Genomic DNA, 21797 nt, shown 5'->3' on the forward strand with positions numbered 1-21797 from the left:
GTTTTGAGGTGGTCAACTACCTAATTTTCAGGGAAAAAGTACCTGAATTTTCCCCCGATCCCCGCAATGGCTGGCACTTTTTGAGGGGAAAAAAGTCCAAAAGTCTTATCCAACAAAGTTTTTAGATTTATTCAGCAGACCCTAATTACGCGTGTTTTAGCTTACTTGTGTCCTTAAATACTTCTTTTACTGCGTCAAATCACACAAGTCTTTGTATAAAGGCTGTATGCTCATAGTCAGACTAAATTAAATTGTTGCCATTGCTTCCCGCTTCTGATCTAGACTAGGTTGAGATTTGTCAAAGCTAATTGCAAAAGTAATCTTTTACAGCCCATGTTTTTTAAGTCTGTTAGCACGCTATGTCTATCCTAAACAACGAAAATCTTAAGCTGGAAACTCTCAACCTGTCTCAAAAATACCAAAAAACAGCCTTCTGGCAGAGGGGTTGGGGGTGAGGGCAATTAACCATCTCTGCCATTACCTTTGAAAAATTTGACTTAAACAAATTATGAATAGATATGCAGTCTATTAGCAGTTATCTTAACAGTGAGATACGAAGTTTCTGGTTTTAGAGAACGACGGAACGGCGGAACGTCGGAATATTATCTGATCGTCCAGAGATGATGACAAATACCGCCACACTTCATCTTCATGATAAACGCTATAATCTGAAAGTTGTTGCCAGTTGCTCATCATGAAAAAACTTGCTTATTCATTGCTCCCCCTGGGGATTACTGTTGGACTTTGCCTAAACATTGCCCCTGCTTCCGCTACTTTGCTGGTACGAAATGTCATTCCCGACGCTGCCCTTTCTATTGACGGCTTCGGAAGCCTCTCTAACAACGGAGTTATTCAAGCCAATATACCCACAGGTTCTATTATTCAGAGGGCTTATCTCTATGCCGCTTCCGTCTGGAATAACCCAGTTAACGGAGTAACTTTTCATGGGAATGCACTTTCCGTGGGTTCAGCAACTATTCTTGGTCCCGATGAAAACCCAGCTACCACCGCCCGTTGGGATGTCACCAGTATCATCGATTCTTCTTTTACGGGAGGATTACAAGACTTTAGTATCCTTGAGAATGGGCAGAATGATGGTGCGGTTCTTGTCGTTGCCTACAGCAATCCTTCTACCCAAGGTTTTACCTCCGTTATCTTGGACGGGGAACTGTCCACCAAAGGAGACACAGTTCAGTTTGATTTTGTCAGTCCTTACACTGGAGGAGATTTTCTGGTTTCACTCGCCTCTAGTTACAGCCGTCAACCGAGTGAGCAATTCACCCAGATTGATGTAACCACTAATTCGACCAATAATCGACGATTGACCACAAGTGCAGGAGGACAGGATGACGGTGAAGGAGACGACGGAGCCTTAATAACTGTTGGGGGGATAGGTGATGACCCTACTAACCCCGGCCCACTTGATAGCCCCTTTGGTGGACCAAGAATCGATGACGAATACTATAATCTCGCTCTTGGCAATAGTGCTAATTCTGCTCCTTTTATCTCGGCGGGAGATAAATACCTGCGCTTAAAAACAGCGAACCCCAGTAATGACGATAATGTTTTTGGAATGTTTATCACCAGTGGATTTAAGATCACTGTCACTCCCGTCCCCGAGCCATCCATGACACTGGGCATTTTTGGTATCGGTGCCATCGGTATCTTACTATCTCGCCTTGGTAAAAAATCCTAAGCTGCCCGCGAATTTAAATTGCTTGTTGAGATGAGGCAAGAGTGCCTCTTGCCTCCTACTCCCCTCTCCCTTTCTGGGAGAGGGGTTGGGGGTGAGGGCAATTAACCATCTCTGCCATTACTCTTGAAAAATGGTATAATAATAAATCGGGTTATTAAAGACTGATTATTCATTCCCCCTTTTGCATGAGTGCCTCTTGCATGAGTGCCTGTCTCATAAGTAGCCTATACTCAACGGATTTAGTATAAATCACCCTCAGGGACTCTCGGACTGCAATCAGTGGCAAAATCAAGGCTATGATCGATCACTGATAACCAATAACTGAGATGAGATGGTTTTATTAGAAGCAGCGGTTCATTCTTCCCTACGCGCTTTTTTACGGGAACAAGGGCGCTTTTATTGGTCTCATCATCTCACTATGGGGCGACTGGTGGCTAGAGCCTTACGCTTAAAACGGTCCTCTCTCATACAAACTGGAACTACTCTCACCCGTTATTGTCTCAGTTATCTCACCCCAGCCCTTTTGGGTGATACACCTGTTCTGATTGTTGCCCCAGAGTCGGAAGTAAACCTACTGTTAGAAGTGGAAATCCCCCATCTGCAAGCATGGTTACAAACTCAGCGAGACATCCTCAAAAGCGATCGCTTTCCGGCTAATTTTACCGGTTTACTCCTCACCACACCCCAACAATGGTTAGAGGATAAATTGGACAATCTCGGTCATTTTCCCCAGAATATCCCCACGATAATCGATCGAGCCGAAGATTTAGAAACTTGTCTAGTAGATTATCTCACCGTCACCATTACTCCCGAACAATGGTTCGCTTTAGAGTCAGCATATCCCCAGCATAGAGAGTTTATAGACTTAATTAAAGCACAACTTGGCCAAAGTATTCTTGGTCATCCAATTAATCCCTATAATTGCTATCTTATTGATGCCAAAGAAAAAGAATATATAATTGCTCTCCTGCAACGCTTGGATCAAGACTTAGCCACTGATTCTGCTTGGCAACTTTTAGCGGCAAAAATCCCCGAGCATAATTATCTCCTCTGGACATCAGTAGATCGAGAGCGAGAAGAATTTACCCTAAAAATCAGTCCTTTGGAGGTGGCTAGTTTTTTCAAACCGATTTGGCAGCAGCAACCCTTTGTTTTAATCGGCAGTTTTTTAGATAGCGAAAAATCCGCTAATTTATACCGTCAAAATCAGGGTATCGGAGATATTTTAACTCTAAAGTTTGCAGCTGATCGCGAAAGTGAATATATTCATTTATATCTACCCGATCGCATCAGCGCCCCCAACACACCCGAATTTCAACCGATGTTATTAAAGCAAGTGCGGGAATTAGTTAGTGCTAATCATACCAGTGAACAACCGATAGTAATCCTGATTGAAGATGTTCCCCTCAAGGCACAAATTGCCACCCAAATCGCAGCCGATTACGGTTCGCGAGTGCAAGTGGAAAAAACTGAGATTAATAATAATACTATTCTGGTTTGTGGTTGGCAATTCTGGCAAACCCATCAAGAAAAATTTCCGACTCCCAGTTTATTAATTATCGCTACTTTACCCTTACCATCCCCCGAAAATCCTCTCGTTGCTGGCAAAATTGCTTACTACAAACGACAACATCTCGACTGGTTTCGTGCCTATCTTTTACCCACAGCAGTGAGGGAAATTCAGCAATCTGTCCAGTCTCTCCGGGAGTGTCAAGGTTGTGTGGCTGTCCTCGATAATCGTGTCAATGCCCGCAGTTATGGCCGACAAATTCTCTCCGCTTTAGAACCCTATGCTAAAGTTAATTATCTCGATCAACAATTTTTTCAAGATAAAGATTAAATCAGTTATCAGTTATCAGTTATCAGTTATCAGTTTACTGATAAAATCTCCCCCAGAGCCATATTTCCAACTGTCTAAATAACGATGGTAAAGATATTTTTGCTTGTCGGGTAACTTTTCTAAAACAGGTTTTAAGGTGGCTGCCAAGGGATATAAACCACTATACAAAGCTAAATTAAAATAATGTCCCGTCCAATCGATAAAAGGACTGATACCCACTTGCGGAATCATCGGTAAAACTAATTGAGGATTAACCAAAGGCAAAGTTTTTGAGAGGGAAGAAAACTGCACCACATCCTGTAAAAATGGTTTTAAGACCTCATCTCCCAACTTATCCATTACCCGAAAAACTCCACTCATTAAGTCATTAATTTGATTGGGATTAGGGTTAGCATATATCTGGACACTCATGGTTTTTTGAAATAGCCACGTTACCGATATATTAGGTTGATATGGTTGTAAAAGGGCTAAATCTTCTCGGTTTAAAGCATCGATTTGTAAAGCTTCCTCGATGGCAAAAGTTAGCCTTTTTAAATGTCTGACCATTGCCCCAAAACCACCAAAACTTACCGGAGATTGACTACCGCTACTATCTCCCACTGCCAGAATTCTTGACCAAGGCATCTTTAAAGGACTTTGACGATAGGCCGGGAAAAAACCCGCTAGGAAACGGTGAAATTTTACCGCTTCTAAATCCACCTTTTGATACTCCGGCAGTAATCTTAAATACTCCTCCATCAAAAATTCTAAACTAAAGCGATCGGGATGGGTATCGAGATAGGTAAATAAATAAGTTGTCCGACCATCCCTAGCGGGAAATGCTTCCCAAAAGTATTGACATTGGTGCAAGATTGGGGTAAAAGAATAAATCAAATCACCAGTTTCATTACTGGGAAAACCCTGACCGCAACTACCCACCACTAAACAAACTCCATCGGGTTTTTCCCCTTTTCTTGCCTGTTTTGCAATTGCTGAAAAATGACCCATGGCATCGATTAATAAACGGGTTTTTAAAGTCATTTCTCCCGTTTTAACCATTACTCCATCTGGATGAATAATCGCCCCGCTAAACCCCGAATTTTCTAATAACTTTCCTCCCGCTTCTAAAAACTTAGTTTTTAAAGTCTCTAGCAAATAAACCGGATCAACACCGATATTTAAAATATCTCTGACCCAAAGCTCATAACCTTGATAAAATCCCACCCTCCCAGGATTATATTCTGTCACTATCGCTTGATTTAATTCAGCTTCGGTCAATAAATCTAACTCTAAAAAACTGCTTAATTCTAAACGTGAAATATTCCACTCCTGCTCACGACCGCGCAGAATACCTCTTTCTAATAATGCCACACGCCAGCCCCTAGTTTGCAAAGCAGCCCCGATGAAAATTCCCAAAGTTCCCCCCGCAATCACTAGATCAAAATCCGTCTCTCCTAAAGATTCTTGACTTTGATTAATTACCGCAGGAATAACCGGATTTTCTAAGCGCAAAGCTTGCCAAGCTCGATCGCTGGCCCGCAATTGTTGTAAACTCTGAGGAGATACTCGATCAAGTAAAGATGCAACTAAAGACATAATCTTATATCAGTTATCAGTTATCAGTTATCAGTTGTCAGTTATCAGATGTGAGTTTTCAGTTATCATACTAAATCCGTTGAGTATAGGTTACATATCAGGACAGGCACTCATGCAAGAGGCACTCATGCAAAGGGGAGAATAAATAATCAGTTTTTAATAACTGGATTTAGTATCAGTTCACTGTTTACTGCTCACTGAAAAAAGCTCCCTTCTAGCCGTTTCCTAACATTAGAGACTGGCCATCTCACCATTAAGATAACTGCTCTATACGAGAAACCTATTTAGATTGGAAAAACTTTTTCCCTTCTTCAATGAGTTTATTAATATCCTTGAGAGAAACTCCGAAAATTGCTAAAACTCCCGTAAAGACTAACAAAAAACCGATAAAACTATTCCGATCATAGAGAAATAAACCCACCAAAACGATAAAATAGGGAGAGAGAATTTTACTAATATTTTCAACTACAGTAACCACCTCTGGCGGGGGAGTCTCCACAAGATTAATATCAGTTTTATCCTGATCTGGTTCGAGATTTTGCTTAATCGAAAACATCACCTCCTGTAGGTCTTTTACCTCCGGTGGGTTCGGTTCTTTCGCTGGTTTGCCAAACATTGTTAACTCCCTCGCCAATTTATCTATATCCTCTATGGTAGCCAAAAAAAGGGCAAGCAGGAAAAGCGCGAGCAAGTCGAGAAATTCTCAGCGCAATTTTCCTTAACAACCCCCTCGGCCTGGGCTGCTATAATCAGAGGAACAACTCCCAAGTTCGTTAACGGTACAAAAAAACTATGAATACCAGTCCAGACCGTGTGATTATCTTCGATACCACCCTTCGAGATGGGGAACAGTCCCCGGGTGCCGCTTTAAATGTGGATGAGAAGCTAACCATAGCGCGCGCACTGGCACGACTGGGAGTTGATGTCATTGAAGCGGGTTTTCCCCACGCTAGTCCGGGGGACTTTGATGCGGTGCAGAAAATTGCCGCCAGCGTCGGCAGCGAAGCTGATAGCCCGATTATTTGCGGATTAGCCCGCACTACTCAAAAAGATATCAAATCAGCCGCCGATGCGCTCAGACCCGCCGCCAAGCCCAGAATTCACACCTTCCTAGCCACATCTGATATCCACCTCCAATACAAACTTAAGAAGACCCGTCAGGAAGTTCTTGAGATTGTGCCGGAAATGGTGGCCTATGCCAAATCCTTCGTTGATGATGTGGAATTTTCCCCCGAAGATGCCGGCCGCAGCGATCCGGAATTCCTCTATCAAGTCCTCGAAAGAGCGATCACCGCAGGAGCCACCACCGTTAACATTCCCGATACCGTCGGTTACACCACCCCCAGCGAATTTGGGGCTTTAATCCGGGGAATTAAGGAAAATGTCCCCAATATCGACCAAGCGATTATCTCCGTCCATGGTCACGACGATTTAGGGTTAGCGGTGGCTAATTTCCTCGAAGCAGTTAAAAATGGCGCTCGACAGTTGGAATGTACCATTAACGGCATCGGTGAGCGTGCCGGTAATGCTTCCCTAGAAGAGTTGGTGATGGCCCTTCATGTCCGGCGCTCCTATTTTAATCCTTTCCTTGGTCGTCCAGCAGAGTCCACGGAACCTTTAACCAAGATCAACACCAAGGAAATCTATCGCACTTCTCGCCTAGTTTCTAATCTTACCGGCATGATCGTGCAACCGAATAAGGCGATCGTCGGTGCTAACGCTTTCGCACACGAGTCGGGAATCCATCAGGACGGGGTGTTAAAACATAAACTCACCTATGAGATTATGGATGCAGAATCGATCGGTTTGACTCATAATCAAATTGTCCTCGGTAAACTCTCCGGCCGCAACGCTTTTCGCTCTCGTTTACAGGAATTGGGTTTTGAACTTTCGGAAACGGAACTTAATAACGCTTTTATCCAGTTTAAGGAAATGGCCGATCGCAAAAAGGAAATCACCGATCGCGATCTGGAAGCTATTGTTAACGATGAAATCGATACGGTTCCCGATCACTTCCGCCTTGAATTAGTACAAGTGTCCTGTGGCAACACCGCCCGGCCCACGGCCACGGTAACGATTCGCAATCCCGACGGTAGCGAGTTATCCGATGCGGCCATTGGTACAGGGCCGGTGGATGCTCTCTGCAAAGCGATCGATCGAGTGGTGAAGATTCCTAACGAATTAATTTCTTTCTCGGTGCGAGAAGTTACCGAGGGAATCGATGCTTTAGGAGAAGTGACTATCCGTCTCCGTTACGAAGGACGCACCTACTCCGCTCACGCGGCCGATACCGATATTATTGTCGCCTCCGCTCGCGCCTACGTCAGTGCCTTAAACCGTCTCCACGTCGCACTGCAGCAGAAGGAAAAAACCCCAGAAATGGTACAAGTCTAGATAGGGTTTGCTGAACAAGTTGGTCGGTGGGGTTAGAAGTCAGGATTCAGGAGACAGGAGTCAGGAGTCAGTAGCCGGTCGTCAGTAGCCGGTCGTCAGGAGACAGGAGACTATTTTTATTTATTCTCCCCACACCCCACACCCCACACCCCACACCCCACTCCCCACACCCCACTCCCCACTCCCCACTCCCCACTCCCCACTCCCCACTTCCCCATCTCCCCATCTCCCCATCTCCCCATCTCCCCACACCCCACACCCCACACCCCACACCCCACTCCCCACTCCCCACACCCCACACCCCACTCCCCACTCCCCACTCCCCATGGCGCTGTTGGAGAAAATCTTAAATTTGTCTCGCAAATTTCTAAAATGTTGCTAAGTTAATAGTATGAGCTTGCGCTCTATTATCATGGTGCAGATGTACCAAAAACAGATTCCCGTAAAAGCAATGAGGGATGAAATTTATCCGTAAGAATCCGCTCAAATTAAATACAATGGCTAAGGAACAAAGGAATTAGCAAGGGCCAATAGGGATGCTGTTCCCCTTGCCATTGGGAACAGTTAACCCACCCCATAATTCCTTTGATTGTTAGCTATCTGGTCAACACCGCAGACAATCGGGTGATCGGATTTCAGTCCTCCAGCCATTTACCCAATTTTTGCAGGAGCCAGATTATGAGTTGACCGAGCTAAAACAGCATTCCGTGTCGCTAAAATCCCATCGACACAAGAGAATTTAAGCAAAGATCTTCTCCCATTTGTTGTAATTAAAGCTACAATCGGAAAAGTCTTTCCCCGTCTCGGATTGGAGACACAAATTCGTTCAGTATCACCTAGATTGAGATTCGATCTTCTAGTTTTGCACAGAAGGAGCAAGAGGAAAACGGCATGACGCAGGCCCACAATGTACTAACCCTTACCGAGCCGCAATTGGATTTAGATTTGATTGACCTAGACGAAGACTTCGATGATGAGGATATCGAGTTAGAGCTAGAAGAAACCAGCGATAGCAACGATGGCAAAAAAACCCGCCGCCTTGCCAGCGCTCGTCGTCGCGACGCGGCCAGAAAAAAACCCTATACGGAAGATTCGATTCGGATTTATCTGCAAGAGATCGGCAGGATTCGGTTATTGAGAGCGGAGGAGGAGATCGAATTAGCGAGAAAAATCGCCGATCTACTGAAATTAGAACGTATTCGCGAAGATTTTCGCCTCTATACCGATGCTGAATGGGGAAAACAGGTTTTCTTGTTCGAGCGCATCGAAAAAATTATCGCCGAAAAATCGGAAAAAGAACCGAAATTATCGGATATTAAGGCTTATTTAGGTAAGACGGAGCTAATGGCTCCTCTGGTGGAAGAATGGCTGGCGAAATCAAAGGAATACTTATCGGCCTTTAAGCGTCGTTTGTACCATGGTCGTCGCGCTAAGGAAAAAATGGTACAATCGAACCTGCGTTTAGTGGTTTCCATCGCCAAGAAATACATGAATCGCGGTCTTTCCTTCCAAGATTTAATTCAAGAAGGTTCCCTCGGTTTGATCCGCGCCGCCGAAAAATTCGACCACGAAAAGGGTTATAAATTCTCCACCTATGCCACTTGGTGGATTCGTCAAGCCATCACCCGGGCGATCGCCGATCAATCCCGCACCATTAGACTTCCCGTCCACCTCTACGAAACCATCTCCCGGATCAAAAAAACCACCAAGATTCTTTCTCAGGAAATGCGTCGCAAACCCACCGAGGAAGAAATCGCCACCAAGATGGAGATGACCATTGAAAAACTGCGTTTTATTGCTAAATCTGCCCAATTACCTATTTCTCTAGAGACTCCCATCGGTAAAGAAGAAGATTCCCGTTTAGGAGACTTTATCGAAGCGGATGGGGAAACCCCAGAAGATGAAGTTTCTAAAAATTTATTACGCGAGGATTTAGAAAACGTCCTCGATACCCTTAGTCCTCGCGAACGCGATGTGCTGCGTCTGCGCTACGGTTTAGATGACGGCCGGATGAAAACACTCGAAGAAATCGGCCAGATTTTCAACGTCACTCGCGAGCGCATTCGTCAAATAGAAGCCAAGGCCCTGCGGAAACTGCGTCACCCCAACCGTAATAGTATCCTCAAAGAGTACATTCGTTAACTTCCCGCTCTTAAAAAACTAGCAACTGAGTCTCCTTGAGGCTCAGTTTTATCGTCATCTACACTTCCCCATCGGTGGGAACCTAATCCTGAAAATATCTCTGGGGTTGCCCCAATCTTGTCCAGAAAACTCTTGCAACAAATAGCACAAATCTGTTATTATGGTTTGTCTGTGTCCCGATTAACCATACCAGTATTGAGAACAAGAAACGACTGTGGCTAATACAAAGTCTGCACTCAAACGAGTCCAAATCTCCGAAAGAAATCGTCTCCGCAACAAAGCGTACAAGTCAGCCGTAAGAACCCTGATCAAAAAATGTCTTGTCGCTGTCTCGGCCTACGGAGCCAACCCCAGCCCAGAAGGGCTAGAAAGCGCCCAACAAGCTCTATCGGAAGCTTACAGTAAAATCGATAAAGCCGTCAAGCGCAACGTCTTGCACCGGAACAACGGCGCTAGAAAAAAAGCGGGTTTAGCCAAAGCTTTGCAAAAAGTTAGCCAAGCTTCCTAAGAAACGAGTAAGCTGTAATCAGGACAGACGCAACAAGCGATCGGGGGTCGATGCAATTAATAGATACGCACGTTCATTTGAACTTTGACGTTTTGCAAGCCGACTTGCCCGCTATCTCCGAACGTTGGCGAAGTGTGGGAGTCGTTCATCTGGTTCACTCCTGTGTCGAACCGGAAGAGTTTGCAGCGATTAAAGCCATTGCCGATCAATTTGAGGAAATTTCCTTCGCCGTCGGTTTACATCCCCTAGATGCCCAAAAATGGCGAGATAATAGTGCCGATCAGATCGAATCCCTAGCCCGATCTGATCGGCGCGTCGTGGCGATCGGGGAAATGGGTTTAGACTTCTATAAAGCGGATAATCAAGAGCAGCAAAAACAGGTCTTTTGGACGCAATTAGAAATCGCCCATCGTCTCGATAAACCCGTGATTATCCATTGTCGAGATGCGGCCCTGGTCATGCGGGAGGAAATCAGCGCCTTTCGCCAACAAGTGGGCAAAATTCGCGGCGTGATGCACTGCTGGACTGGCAACCCCGAAGAAACTCAATGGTTTTTAGATTTGGGTTTTTACATCAGCTTTAGCGGCATTGTCACCTTCAAAAACAGTAAAACTGTGCAAGCTGCCGCCCAAATTGTCCCCAGCGATCGCCTACTGATCGAAACCGATTGCCCCTTTCTCTCACCCAATCCCCACCGCGGTAAACCTTGTGAACCCTCTTTCGTCTTCCATGTGGCCGAAACCGTCGCCCGTCTGCGCGGCTATCCGGTCGAAACCCTAGCCGAACAAACCACCCAGAACGCCCGCAACTTATTTCAACTCCCCAGTTAAAAAACATAGTTTATTAGACAGGAGACAGGAGAAAGGAGTCAGTATTCAGGAGACGGCTTTTCTCCCCAATACCCCATCACCTAACCCCTCACCGCTCACTGATATCCGACCGTCGCTATCGTGTCATCAGCCCTTGTAACCATAATGAACAATCTTACCTTTAACCTCTTACCCGACCTCATCGAAATCCAACACTCCAGTTTTCGGTGGTTTTTGGAAGAAGGACTAATCGAGGAACTGAATAGCTTTTCCCCCATCAGCGACTATACAGGTAAATTAGAACTACATTTCCTCGGCCAGGACTACAGACTCAAAGAACCGAAATACAACGTCGATGAAGCCAAACGACGCGATAGCACCTATTCCGTTCAGATGTACGTTCCCACCCGTCTAATCAACAAAGAAACGGGAGAAAACATCGAACAGGAAGTCTTTATCGGCGATTTACCCCTGATGACCGAACGGGGAACCTTTATCATTAACGGGGCCGAACGAGTCATCGTCAATCAGATCGTCCGTTCCCCCGGTGTTTACTACAAAGCCGAAATCGACAAAAACGGTCGCCGTACCTACTCCGCTTCCCTGATTCCCAACCGAGGAGCTTGGTTAAAATTTGAAACCGACAAAAACGGCTTAGTCTGGGTCAGAATCGACAAAACCCGCAAATTATCCGCCCAAGTTCTCCTGAAAGCGATCGGATTGAGCGATAACGAAATCTTTGACTCCCTACGCCATCCCGAATTCTACCAAAAAACCCTCGACAAAGAAGGCAATCCCAGCGAAGAAGAGGCCCTCCTCGACCTGTACCGCAAACTACGCCCCGGGGAACCTCCCACCGTCACCGGCGGACAACAACTGCTCGAATCGCGCTTTTTTGACAATAAACGCTACGATCTCGGTCGCGTTGGTCGTTATAAACTCAACAAAAAACTACGCCTCAACGTCCCCGATAACCAGCGCGTTCTGACCACCACCGACATCTTAGCAGCGATCGACTACCTAATTAACCTCGAATTTGACATCGGCAACACCGACGACATCGACCACCTCGGCAACCGTCGCGTCCGTTCCGTGGGTGAACTGCTACAAAACCAAGTGCGAGTGGGTTTAAACCGCTTAGAAAGAATCATTCGGGAACGGATGACCGTCAGCGAATCCCAAAACCTCACCCCCGCTTCCCTAGTCAACCCGAAACCCCTAGTAGCGGCGATTAAAGAATTCTTTGGTTCCTCGCAACTCTCCCAGTTCATGGATCAAACCAATCCCCTAGCGGAATTGACCCATAAACGCCGCATTTCCGCCCTCGGCCCCGGCGGTCTCACCCGGGAACGGGCCGGTTTTGCCGTGCGCGACATCCACCCCTCCCACCACGGTCGCATTTGTCCGGTGGAAACCCCAGAAGGTCCCAACGCCGGTTTAATCGGTTCCCTGGCCACCTACGCTCGCGTCAACGACTACGGTTTTATTGAAACCCCCTGTTATGTGGTGGAAAATGGCCGAGTACGCTATGATCTCCCCGTTAAATACCTAACCGCCGACGAAGAAGACGATCTGCGGGTGGCTCCCGGAGACGTGGCCACCGATGAAAATGGTTATATCCTCGGCGAAACTATCCCGGTGCGCTATCGGCAGGAATTCTCCACCACTTCCCCCGAACAAGTGGACTACGTTTGTGTTTCCCCCGTCCAAATTGTCTCGGTGGCAACTTCCCTGATTCCCTTCCTCGAACACGACGACGCTAACCGCGCCCTCATGGGTTCTAATATGCAACGACAAGCGGTTCCCCTGCTGCGTCCCGAACGTCCCCTTGTGGGTACCGGATTGGAAGCACAGGCCGCTCGCGACTCCGGTATGGTCATCGTTTCGCGTACCAATGGGGTCGTTTCCTACGTCGATGCTAACCGGATTCGCATCAAAGTGGCGGATGAAGACAAAGAGATTTTTGGCAAGAGCGAGATCGAGTACGAAATTCAGAAATATCAACGCTCTAACCAAGATACCTGCTTAAATCAGCGTCCTTTAGTCTATCAAGGTGAACAGGTTGTCCCCGGGCAGATTCTCGCCGATGGTTCCGCCACCGAAGGAGGAGAAATCGCCCTCGGCCAGAATATCCTCGTCGCCTATATGCCCTGGGAAGGCTATAACTACGAAGACGCGATTTTAATCAGTGAACGACTGGTGGCACAAGATGTCTATACCAGTATCCACATCGAAAAATACGAAATCGAAGCCCGTCAAACTAAACTTGGGCCAGAGGAAATCACCAGGGAAATTCCCAACGTCGGTGAAGATGCCCTGCGAAACCTCGATGAACGCGGCATTATTCGCATCGGTGCCTGGGTAGAAGCCAGCGATATCCTCGTGGGGAAAGTCACCCCGAAAGGCGAATCAGACCAACCCCCCGAAGAAAAACTACTGCGGGCAATTTTCGGCGAAAAGGCACGGGATGTACGGGATAACTCCCTACGCGTCCCCAACGGCGAAAAAGGCCGGGTAGTAGATGTGCGGGTATTTACCCGCGAACAGGGGGATGAATTACCCCCCGGGGCCAATATGGTGGTGCGGGTCTATGTTGCCCAAAAACGCAAAATCCAAGTGGGCGATAAAATGGCGGGTCGTCACGGCAATAAAGGGATTATTTCTCGGATTCTGCCCCTAGAAGATATGCCCTACCTCCCCGATGGTCGTGCCGTCGATATCGTTCTCAATCCCCTGGGGGTTCCCAGTCGCATGAACGTCGGTCAGGTGTTTGAATGTTTACTGGGTTGGGCCGGGGAAAATCTGGGCGTACGCTTTAAGATTACTCCCTTTGACGAAATGTACGGGGAAGAAGCCAGCCGTTTAACCGTCCACGGATTGCTAGAAAGTGCCTCGAAAAAACCCAATCGCGATTGGGTGTTCAAGGAAGAACACGCCGGCAAAGTCACCGTCTACGATGGTCGCACCGGGGAACCCTTTGACCGTCCCGTTACCGTCGGTATGGCCTATATGTTAAAACTGGTTCACTTGGTTGATGATAAAATTCACGCCCGTTCTACCGGTCCCTACTCCTTGGTTACCCAGCAACCCCTGGGCGGTAAAGCTCAACAGGGGGGTCAGCGCTTCGGAGAAATGGAAGTCTGGGCCCTAGAGGCCTACGGGGCGGCCTATACCTTGCAGGAATTGCTAACGGTAAAATCCGATGATATGCAAGGACGGAATGAGGCTTTAAATGCGATCGTAAAAGGCAAGCCGATTCCCCGCCCGGGTACGCCAGAATCCTTTAAGGTTTTGATGCGAGAATTGCAATCCCTCGGCCTCGATATCGCCGTTCACAAGGTGGAAAATGCCCCCGATGGTACTTCCCGCGATGTGGAGGTGGATCTGATGGTCGATGTCGGTCGTCGCGCCCCCTCTCGCCCCACCTACGAATCCTTAACCACGGAAGACCTTGAAGAAGAAGAATCGGAAGTGTAATTTCAGTGATCAGTGAGGGGTTAGGTGATGGGGAAATGGGGAAATGGGGAAATGAGGAAATGGGGAAATGGGGAAATGGGGAAATGGGGAAATGGGGAAATGGGGAAATGGGGAAATGGGGGAATTCAACTAAAACCCTAAAACCCTAAAACCCCAACACCCCAACACCCCAACACCCTAAAACCCTAACACCCCAACACCCTAAAACCCTAAAACCCTAAAACCCCAACACCCCACACCTAAACCTTATAACCAATCTTGTTACTGTTCACCGATGGCTGATAGCTAATAGCTGTTTACTTGTTACCCGGATCGAGATGTTTTATAACCAAACTGTTGACAAAGGAAAACTGAAAAAATTGATCGCTTGGGCCTATCAAAACTACGGTTCGGCGCGCTGTTCACAAATGGCCGATGAATTGAAAAACCTCGGGTTTCGTTTCGCTACCAAAGCGGGGGTTTCCATTAGTGTGGATGATTTAACCGTACCGCCGGCTAAACGACAGATGATCGAAAGTGCCGAACAGGAAATCCGGCAAACCGAACAGCGTTATGTGCGCGGGGAAATCACCGAAGTGGAACGCTTCCAAAAAGTAATTGACACTTGGAATAGTACATCTGAATCGCTTAAAGATGAAGTAATTCGCAACTTCCAAGTGACCGATCCCCTCAACTCCGTCTATATGATGGCTTTCTCGGGAGCGCGGGGCAATATGAGCCAAGTGCGTCAGTTAGTGGGAATGCGGGGATTAATGGCTAATCCCCAGGGGGAAATTATTGACCTCCCGATTAAGACTAACTTCCGGGAAGGATTGACCGTTACCGAATACGTTATTTCCTCCTACGGGGCGCGCAAAGGTTTAGTTGATACAGCCCTACGGACGGCAGATTCCGGTTATCTGACCCGTCGTCTGGTGGATGTGTCCCAAGATGTCATCGTCCGCGAGGCAGATTGTGGCACTAATCGTTATGTTGAATTAACCGCCATGACCGATGGCGATCGCGTGTTAATTCCCTTAAGCGATCGCCTATTAGGTCGTTCCTTGGCCGAAGATGTGGTGGTCAATGGAGAAGTGATCGCCACCCGCAACCAGATTATCGATGACGAAACCGCCGAAAAACTAGGGCGACTCGTCGATAAAATCAAAGTCCGCAGCCCGTTAACCTGTGAAGCGGCCCGCTCGGTTTGCCAAACCTGTTACGGTTGGAGTCTGGCCCACGGTCATCCGGTGGATATGGGGGAAGCAGTGGGGATTATTGCCGCCCAATCGATCGGGGAACCGGGAACTCAGTTAACCATGCGTACCTTCCACACCGGGGGCGTATTTACCGGAGAAGTGGCCCGGCAAGTGCGGAGTCCCTTCGAGGGAAGCGTGCGTTTTCTGCCGGGGTTAAGTATCCGTAACGTGCGAACTCGCCACGGGGATGAACGGGACCAGGTGGAGGCACCGGGGGAAATTAAATTAACACCCAAGGATAAAACTAAAGAAACTGTCACCTACTCTTTGACTCCGGGATCACTGCTATTTGTCACCGATGGGGCAACAGTAAGCGAGGAACAGTTACTAGCGGAAATTACCTCCGATAAAGTCCAAAAATCCACGGAAAAAGCCACAAAAGACGTAACCAGTGACTTAGCTGGCGAGGTGCTATTCTCCCAATTAGTCCCAGAGGAAAAAACCGATCGCCAAGGCAACACCACCCGCATCGCCCAACGGGGGGGATTACTATGGATTCTCTCCGGAGAAGTGTATAACTTGCCAACCGGGGCCGAACCCGTGGTCAGTAACGGCGATACAGTACAAGTGGGGGATGTTCTGGCGGAAACTAAGCTGGTATCCACTAACGGCGGTTTGGTGCGTTTAGCCCCCAATAGCCGGGAAATCGATATCGTCACCGCTTCCGTGTCCTTGGATCAGGCCGAAGTAAAAGTAGAAAGTAGTGCCGGTCGAGAACAATTTATTATTCATACGGTCGATGGTCAACGCTTCCTGCTGAAAACCACTCCGGGGACAAAAGTACAGAATCATGCCATTGTCGCCGAGTTAATCGACGATCGCTATCAAACCCACACCGGCGGGATGATTAAATACGTCGATATCGAAGTCTCCAAAGGCAGCCGCAAACAGGGTTATGAAATCACCAAAGGCGGCACGATCCTCTGGATTCCCGAAGAAACCCACGAAGTCAATAAAGATATCTCCCTCTTACAGGTGGAAGATGGGCAGTATGTGGAAGCAGGGGAAGAAGTGGTTAAAGACATCTTCTGTAACTCTAGCGGTGTGGTGGAAGTCATCCAAAAAAATGACATCCTCCGGGAGATCATTGTCAAACCGGGGCTGTTATTTATGGATCTCGAACCGGAATCCTCTGGAATTGCCCAAGAACAGTTAATTTACCCCGGGACACAGTTGACTCCCGAAGTCACGATCGAGGAGTTACGGCAAGCGGAATGGGTGGAAACTAACGAGGGTTTGGGATTACTGCTGCGACCGGTACAGGAGTTCACCGTACAAGACCAATCCACTTCTCCCACCCAAGGTTCCGCTAACCAAGAAGGAGGACGACATATCGAACTGCGATCGGTACAGCGCATTTTCTTTAAAGACGGGGAAAGAGTTAAATCCGTCGAGGGTTGTCAACTGATCAGCACCCAATTAGTCCTAGAAATTAAGGGCGAAGAACCAGAATCGGTCTCCCATCTGACGGCCGATATCGAGTTAGAACCGATTGAGGACAGCGATTGTCAGCGTTTACAGTTAGTTATTCTCGAATCTCTGGTGCTGCGTCGAGATAGTGATAATGATCCTTTAGGGGGTAATATTCAGACTCGCGTTCTCGTCCAAGATGGCGATGAAATTCCACCGGGGGCAGTGGTGGCCAGAACCGAAATCCAGTGTAAGGAAGCTGGAGAAATTCGCGGGATTCGCAAGGGCAGCGAAGCGGTGCGCCGTCTTTTAATTGTGAGTGACCGTGACGAGTTTATTCTCCCGCTCGCTGTTGCTCCCACCGTCAAAGCCGGGGATCTGGTAATCGCCGAAGCTGAGATCGCTGCCGGAGTTTTAGCCCCCAATTCCGGTCAAGTGCTGGCCGTTGACAAAACCGCCACTGGCTATGAAATCCGTCTGCGTAAGGCCCGACCCTACCGAGTATCGGCCGGGGCAATTCTGCACATCGACGAGGGAGATCTGGTCCAACGGGGCGATAATTTGGTGCTGTTGGTGTTTGAGCGCTCGAAAACTGGGGATATCATTCAAGGTTTGCCGAGAATCGAAGAACTGCTCGAAGCCCGCAAACCGAAAGAGGCCTGTGTCCTGGCACGCAAACCGGGAGTTTGTCAAGTGGAGTACCAAGATTCTGAGATCGTCGATATTAAGGTGGTCGAGGATGACGGCACGATCAGTGAATATCCGCTTTTAGGCAGTCAAAACCCTCTGGTGAGCGATAATCAGCGTATTGATGTGGGTCAGGCGTTAACCGATGGTCAGGCTAATCCCCACGAGATTTTAGAGGTGTTCTTTAATTATTATGTGGATAGCCTGGGCAGTTACGAGGCAGCCCTGAAAGCCTTGGAAAAAACCCAGATGTTCCTCGTTGATCAGGTACAGTCGGTTTACCAATCCCAAGGTATCGATATTGCCGATAAACATATTGAAGTGATCGTGCGTCAGATGACCTCTAAGGTGCGGATCGATGACGGCGGCGATACCAGTATGTTACCCGGGGAATTGTTGGAACTGCGACAGGTGGAGACGGTAAACGAAGCCATGTCGATCACCGGTGGGGCGGCAGCTAAATATACGCCTGTACTACTGGGGATCACCAAAGCTTCCTTGAATACCGATAGCTTTATCAGTGCCGCCTCCTTCCAAGAAACCACCCGCGTCCTCACCGAAGCGGCGATCGAAGGCAAGTCCGACTGGTTACGGGGTCTCAAGGAAAACGTGATTATCGGTCGTCTGATTCCGGCGGGTACTGGCTTCAATTCCCACGAAAACACGGCGGGGATCAGCGATTACACCCCCCCAGAGGAGGAATATAACTACAACAATCGTAGCTATTACGCTCCCCCCGGCGGCCTCGGCTTGCCCCCTCGTCCCGGTTTCGGCGATAGTAGCGAGGATAGCGATATGATTCTTGACGATCAAACCGCTCGCGCCTACGCTGAGGGTGATGTGGTCGATTTAGAGGATGATGAGATGGCTTTCCTCTCCTCCCGCGGCAGCAGTCGCTTTAGTCGCCAACCCATCAGCGATCGCTGGTCAGAACCGGATGAGGAAGGAGATGAGGACGATTTCGAGGAGGATTACGAAGAAGAAGAATAATCGTCTGTGGAGATATTACAAGGAGCAGTGGGAGACAAGGGGAGGCAAGGGCAATTTTTCTCGAGAAAAACCCCGATTATTCCCCAAGAATCTCCTGCTTCTCTCCCCAAACTCCCTAATTTTCTGGCTAATTCACCTAAGTTTAGCAATAAAAGAAGGCAGCCTTTTTTGTCAACCGGAAAGGAGACAAAGTTAGGATTTTAAGAATTTTCTCTCAAGTCGGGATGACAGGATTTGAACCTGCGGCATCCTGCTCCCAAAGCAGGCGCGCTACCAAGCTGCGCTACATCCCGAAATAAACTCCTTTTTTAGTATAGCCCAAGATCCGCATTCTTAATCGGGATACCAAAACATACCTTTGATACCTTCGGGATCGAGAACAAAACCGAGACGACGATAAAAATCCACCACCTGCGGATCGGCGAAAAGAGTTATATTACTGATGTCCTCACCCCGCAACTTCCTGATCATAAATTTCATTAATGCTTTACCAAAGCCTTTACTTTGATAGTGAGGATGAACAACCACATCCCAGACTGTAGCATTAAAAGCGTGATCGGAAGTGGCACGGGCAAAACCCACTAAACGACGGCGATTACCTCGCACTTCCCACATCGACACCACTAAAAAACTACATTCGATCGCCTTTTTAACTTTGCGTAAAGGACGACGGGCCCAACCTACCGAGTCACAAAGTTCTTCTAACTCATATAGATCTAGCTCTCGATCGGTACTAAAAAACACTCGCGTCTGTCCGAGGTCATTCTGGGCAACCTCTACCAAGTCTCCCGAATAGTCAGGAGATGCAGTGACTTCCGAGCTATTAAACAATCTTTTCCAAAAAACCATGCCAGGGGGCTACTGCCTCAATATTATCCTTTTAGCCTAGTATATTTTATTTTCCCCTGTCTACGAACAATCGGGCAACCTGAGTCCAAATTTGATTGGTTGAGTACGGAGAGGGTGGGATTTGAACCCACGAACCATTGCTGGTTACTCGATTTCAAGTCGAGCGCAATCGACCACTCTGCCACCTCTCCAAGGCAGCCAGATCTATATCTTATCATTAGATCTCTTGCCTAAATCAAAAAATTTTCCGCAAATGTAGGGAAAAGGGTCAGAAACAAAAACCAAAAATCTAACTAATATTATCTAAACTTGCTCGCAACTTGTGCTATTATAGTTTTATGAGTAAGTTAACCATATCAGAAGCGGCTAAATTAAAAGGTGTAAGCGTATCAACTTTAAGACGTTGGGAGTCCGAAGGTAAACTAATACCCGAAAGAACCGCTAACGGACATCGGCGTTATACCGTTTCTCAGTTGCTTGGAGTAAGAGAGAATCTCTCTTATACCGTTGGTTATTGCCGTGTTTCTAGTCATGACCAAAGAAAGGATTTGGAACGTCAAAAAGAAGTTGTCGAACTGTTTTGCGCTCAAAACGGTTGGCAAGTTGAAATTATAGACGATCTAGGTTCGGGACTTAACTACAACAAGAAAGGATTAAAGCGATTAATCAGATTGATTGTTGATAGTAAAGTAGAGAGATTAGTCTTAACTCATAAAGATAGACTGCTTAGATTTGGTAGTGAATTAATCTTTAGTCTGTGTGAACACTTTGGAACTGAAGTTGTCATTATCAATCGAACTGAAGACAGTACATTTGAGGAGGATTTAGTGCCAGATGTCTTAGAAATTATTACTTTATTTTCTGCTAGGTTGTATGGCTCCAGAAGTGATAAAAATAGAAAAATCGTAGAGGAGTTAAGGGACGTTGCTACTAGGATTCAAGACTGAATTAAAACTGAATAATCAACAACGCTCATTATTAGCTCAACACGCAGGAACTGCTCATCATGCTTGGAACTGGGGATTAGCTTTAACTAAGCAAATCTTGGCTCATAACAAAGCTAACCCTCTCAGATAAAATCAAGTTTTCTAGGGCTATTGATCGACCTAAATGGTTAGTAGCATTAGTTAAATCTGAGCAGGATTGGTATTATCAAGTGTCTAAATGCGCTCCTCAATGGGCATTAAGAGCTTTATCTGATGCGTGGAAACGATGCTTCAAAAAGATAGCTAAACCACCAAAGTTCAAGAAAAAAGGTAAACAGGATAGTTTTACTCTAGATGGTAGCCTTAAAGTGGCTCATCAAAAGATAAAAGTTCCTGGGATTGGTTGGTTAAAAACTTACGAGCGGCTACCATATAGATGCCAGCCAAAATCTGTCACTATTAGCAAAAAGGCTGCTAGATGGTTTATCAGTTTTAAGATTGAGATTGAGCAGCAAACAACTGAGAAAATTTATGAGGTGGTTGGTTGTGATCTGGGGGTTAAATCTTTAGCTAGGGTCTGCTGAAAAAGTTTTTCCTAGGGGCAGGGTGTAGGGTGTGGGGTGTGGGGTGTGGGGTTTTACCCATTTTGAGGGGGTAAATTACCTAATTTTCAGGGAAAAAGTCCAGGAATTTTCCCCCCGACCACTCCCATATCTGGTACTTTTTGATTGACAAAAAGTCTAAAAGTCTTACCCAACAAGGTTTTTAGATTTATTCAGCTAACCTTAGCTACTTTATCAACAGGGGAGATATTTGAAGGAGCCAAAAGTTATCGAAAATATGAGAAAAAGCTGTCCAGACTACAATACTTAAACCGACGTAAAATCAAAGGTTCAAGTAATTGGAAAAAAGCCCAACGACAAATCGCTAAATTTCATTTTAAAATAGCTAACATTCGTAAAGATACGTTGCATAAACTCACCAATTATCTGGCCAAGAACCACGGTCAGATAGTAATTGAGGATTTAAATGTGTCTGGAATGATGGCTAATCATAAATTAGCTAAAGCTGTTCAAGACATGGGATTTTACGAGTTCCGGAGACAACTTGATTATAAAACTCAGTTGTATGGTGCGGAGTTAATCGTAGCTGATAGATGGTTCCCCAGTAGCAAAATCTGTTCCAATTGTGGATACAAAAAAGAGTCTCTATCTTTATCCGAAAGAGTTTTTGATTGTGAACAATGCTCTTTTGTT

General features: G+C 46.8%; 12 protein-coding genes, 2 tRNA genes and 2 pseudogenes. 11 read left to right on the plus strand and 5 right to left on the minus strand.

The annotated features are described in order from the left end of the window. The first annotated feature begins 694 nt into the window (after positions 1-694). Both O9295_RS18925 and O9295_RS18930 read left to right on the plus strand, forming a co-directional pair. The gene (locus O9295_RS18925) at positions 695-1696 is read left to right on the plus strand and encodes a PEP-CTERM sorting domain-containing protein (protein ID WP_288034513.1); all 1002 of its coding nucleotides are present in this window, start codon (positions 695-697) and stop codon (positions 1694-1696) included. A gap of 331 nt (positions 1697-2027) precedes the next feature. Further along, positions 2028-3536: a helicase C-terminal domain-containing protein gene (locus O9295_RS18930; protein WP_288034516.1), complete on the plus strand. Its 1509-nt coding sequence runs from the start codon at positions 2028-2030 to the stop codon at positions 3534-3536. A gap of 15 nt (positions 3537-3551) precedes the next feature. Here the strand turns inward: O9295_RS18930 and O9295_RS18935 are convergent, their stop codons facing one another. Continuing rightward, positions 3552-5111, minus strand: coding sequence for an FAD-dependent oxidoreductase (locus O9295_RS18935; protein WP_288034519.1), 1560 nt, complete (start codon positions 5109-5111; stop codon positions 3552-3554). Between the two features lie 280 nt (positions 5112-5391). Beyond that, complete coding sequence (locus O9295_RS18940) at positions 5392-5727, minus strand: hypothetical protein (RefSeq protein WP_002783895.1); 336 nt, start codon at positions 5725-5727, stop codon at positions 5392-5394. Positions 5728-5903: 176 nt separating this feature from the next. Here O9295_RS18940 and O9295_RS18945 point away from each other — a divergent pair, with 176 nt between their 5' ends. The 6 genes from O9295_RS18945 (at position 5904) to O9295_RS18970 (ending at position 18766) form a co-directional block, all read left to right on the plus strand. Next, a complete protein-coding gene (locus tag O9295_RS18945) occupies positions 5904-7505 on the plus strand; it encodes a 2-isopropylmalate synthase (RefSeq protein WP_288034521.1) in 1602 nt (533 codons plus the stop codon). Between the two features lie 891 nt (positions 7506-8396). Beyond that, positions 8397-9647, plus strand: coding sequence for an RNA polymerase sigma factor RpoD (gene rpoD / locus O9295_RS18950; protein WP_147073631.1), 1251 nt, complete (start codon positions 8397-8399; stop codon positions 9645-9647). A gap of 214 nt (positions 9648-9861) precedes the next feature. Further along, the gene (gene rpsT / locus O9295_RS18955) at positions 9862-10155 is read left to right on the plus strand and encodes a 30S ribosomal protein S20 (protein WP_002737368.1); all 294 of its coding nucleotides are present in this window, start codon (positions 9862-9864) and stop codon (positions 10153-10155) included. Positions 10156-10205: 50 nt separating this feature from the next. Further along, positions 10206-10985: a TatD family hydrolase gene (locus O9295_RS18960; protein WP_147073629.1), complete on the plus strand. Its 780-nt coding sequence runs from the start codon at positions 10206-10208 to the stop codon at positions 10983-10985. Positions 10986-11129: 144 nt separating this feature from the next. Then, positions 11130-14441, plus strand: a complete 3312-nt coding sequence (gene rpoB / locus O9295_RS18965; protein ID WP_061430915.1) for a DNA-directed RNA polymerase subunit beta — start codon at positions 11130-11132, stop codon at positions 14439-14441. Between the two features lie 317 nt (positions 14442-14758). Continuing rightward, positions 14759-18766, plus strand: coding sequence for a DNA-directed RNA polymerase subunit beta' (locus O9295_RS18970; RefSeq protein WP_288034522.1), 4008 nt, complete (start codon positions 14759-14761; stop codon positions 18764-18766). 219 nt (positions 18767-18985) lie between these two features. Here the strand turns inward: O9295_RS18970 and O9295_RS18975 are convergent. The 3 genes from O9295_RS18975 to O9295_RS18985 form a co-directional block, all read right to left on the minus strand. Further along, a tRNA-Pro gene (locus O9295_RS18975) sits at positions 18986-19059 on the minus strand. A gap of 40 nt (positions 19060-19099) precedes the next feature. Next, positions 19100-19615 (minus strand): GNAT family N-acetyltransferase, encoded by a 516-nt coding sequence (locus O9295_RS18980; RefSeq protein ID WP_002736326.1) that lies wholly within the window; start codon positions 19613-19615, stop codon positions 19100-19102. A 106-nt stretch (positions 19616-19721) separates the two neighbouring features. Continuing rightward, positions 19722-19806 (minus strand) — tRNA-Ser (locus tag O9295_RS18985). Positions 19807-19953: 147 nt separating this feature from the next. Between O9295_RS18985 and O9295_RS18990 the strand changes: the two genes are divergently transcribed. From O9295_RS18990 to O9295_RS19000, 3 genes and pseudogenes are all read left to right on the plus strand, one after another. Beyond that, positions 19954-20562 carry an IS607 family transposase gene (locus O9295_RS18990; protein ID WP_147070190.1) on the plus strand — a complete coding sequence of 203 codons (609 nt, stop codon included), beginning with the start codon at positions 19954-19956 and terminating at the stop codon, positions 20560-20562. Further along, positions 20540-21110 (plus strand): annotated as a pseudogene (locus O9295_RS18995) (RNA-guided endonuclease InsQ/TnpB family protein); the annotation flags it as partial. The gene O9295_RS18990 and the pseudogene O9295_RS18995, both read left to right, overlap by 23 nt. 219 nt (positions 21111-21329) lie before the next feature. Continuing rightward, positions 21330-21797, plus strand: a pseudogene (locus O9295_RS19000) (RNA-guided endonuclease InsQ/TnpB family protein); the annotation flags it as partial.

The organism is Microcystis sp. LE18-22.4A (assembly GCF_027531105.1).
Classification (GTDB): domain Bacteria; phylum Cyanobacteriota; class Cyanobacteriia; order Cyanobacteriales; family Microcystaceae; genus Microcystis; species Microcystis aeruginosa.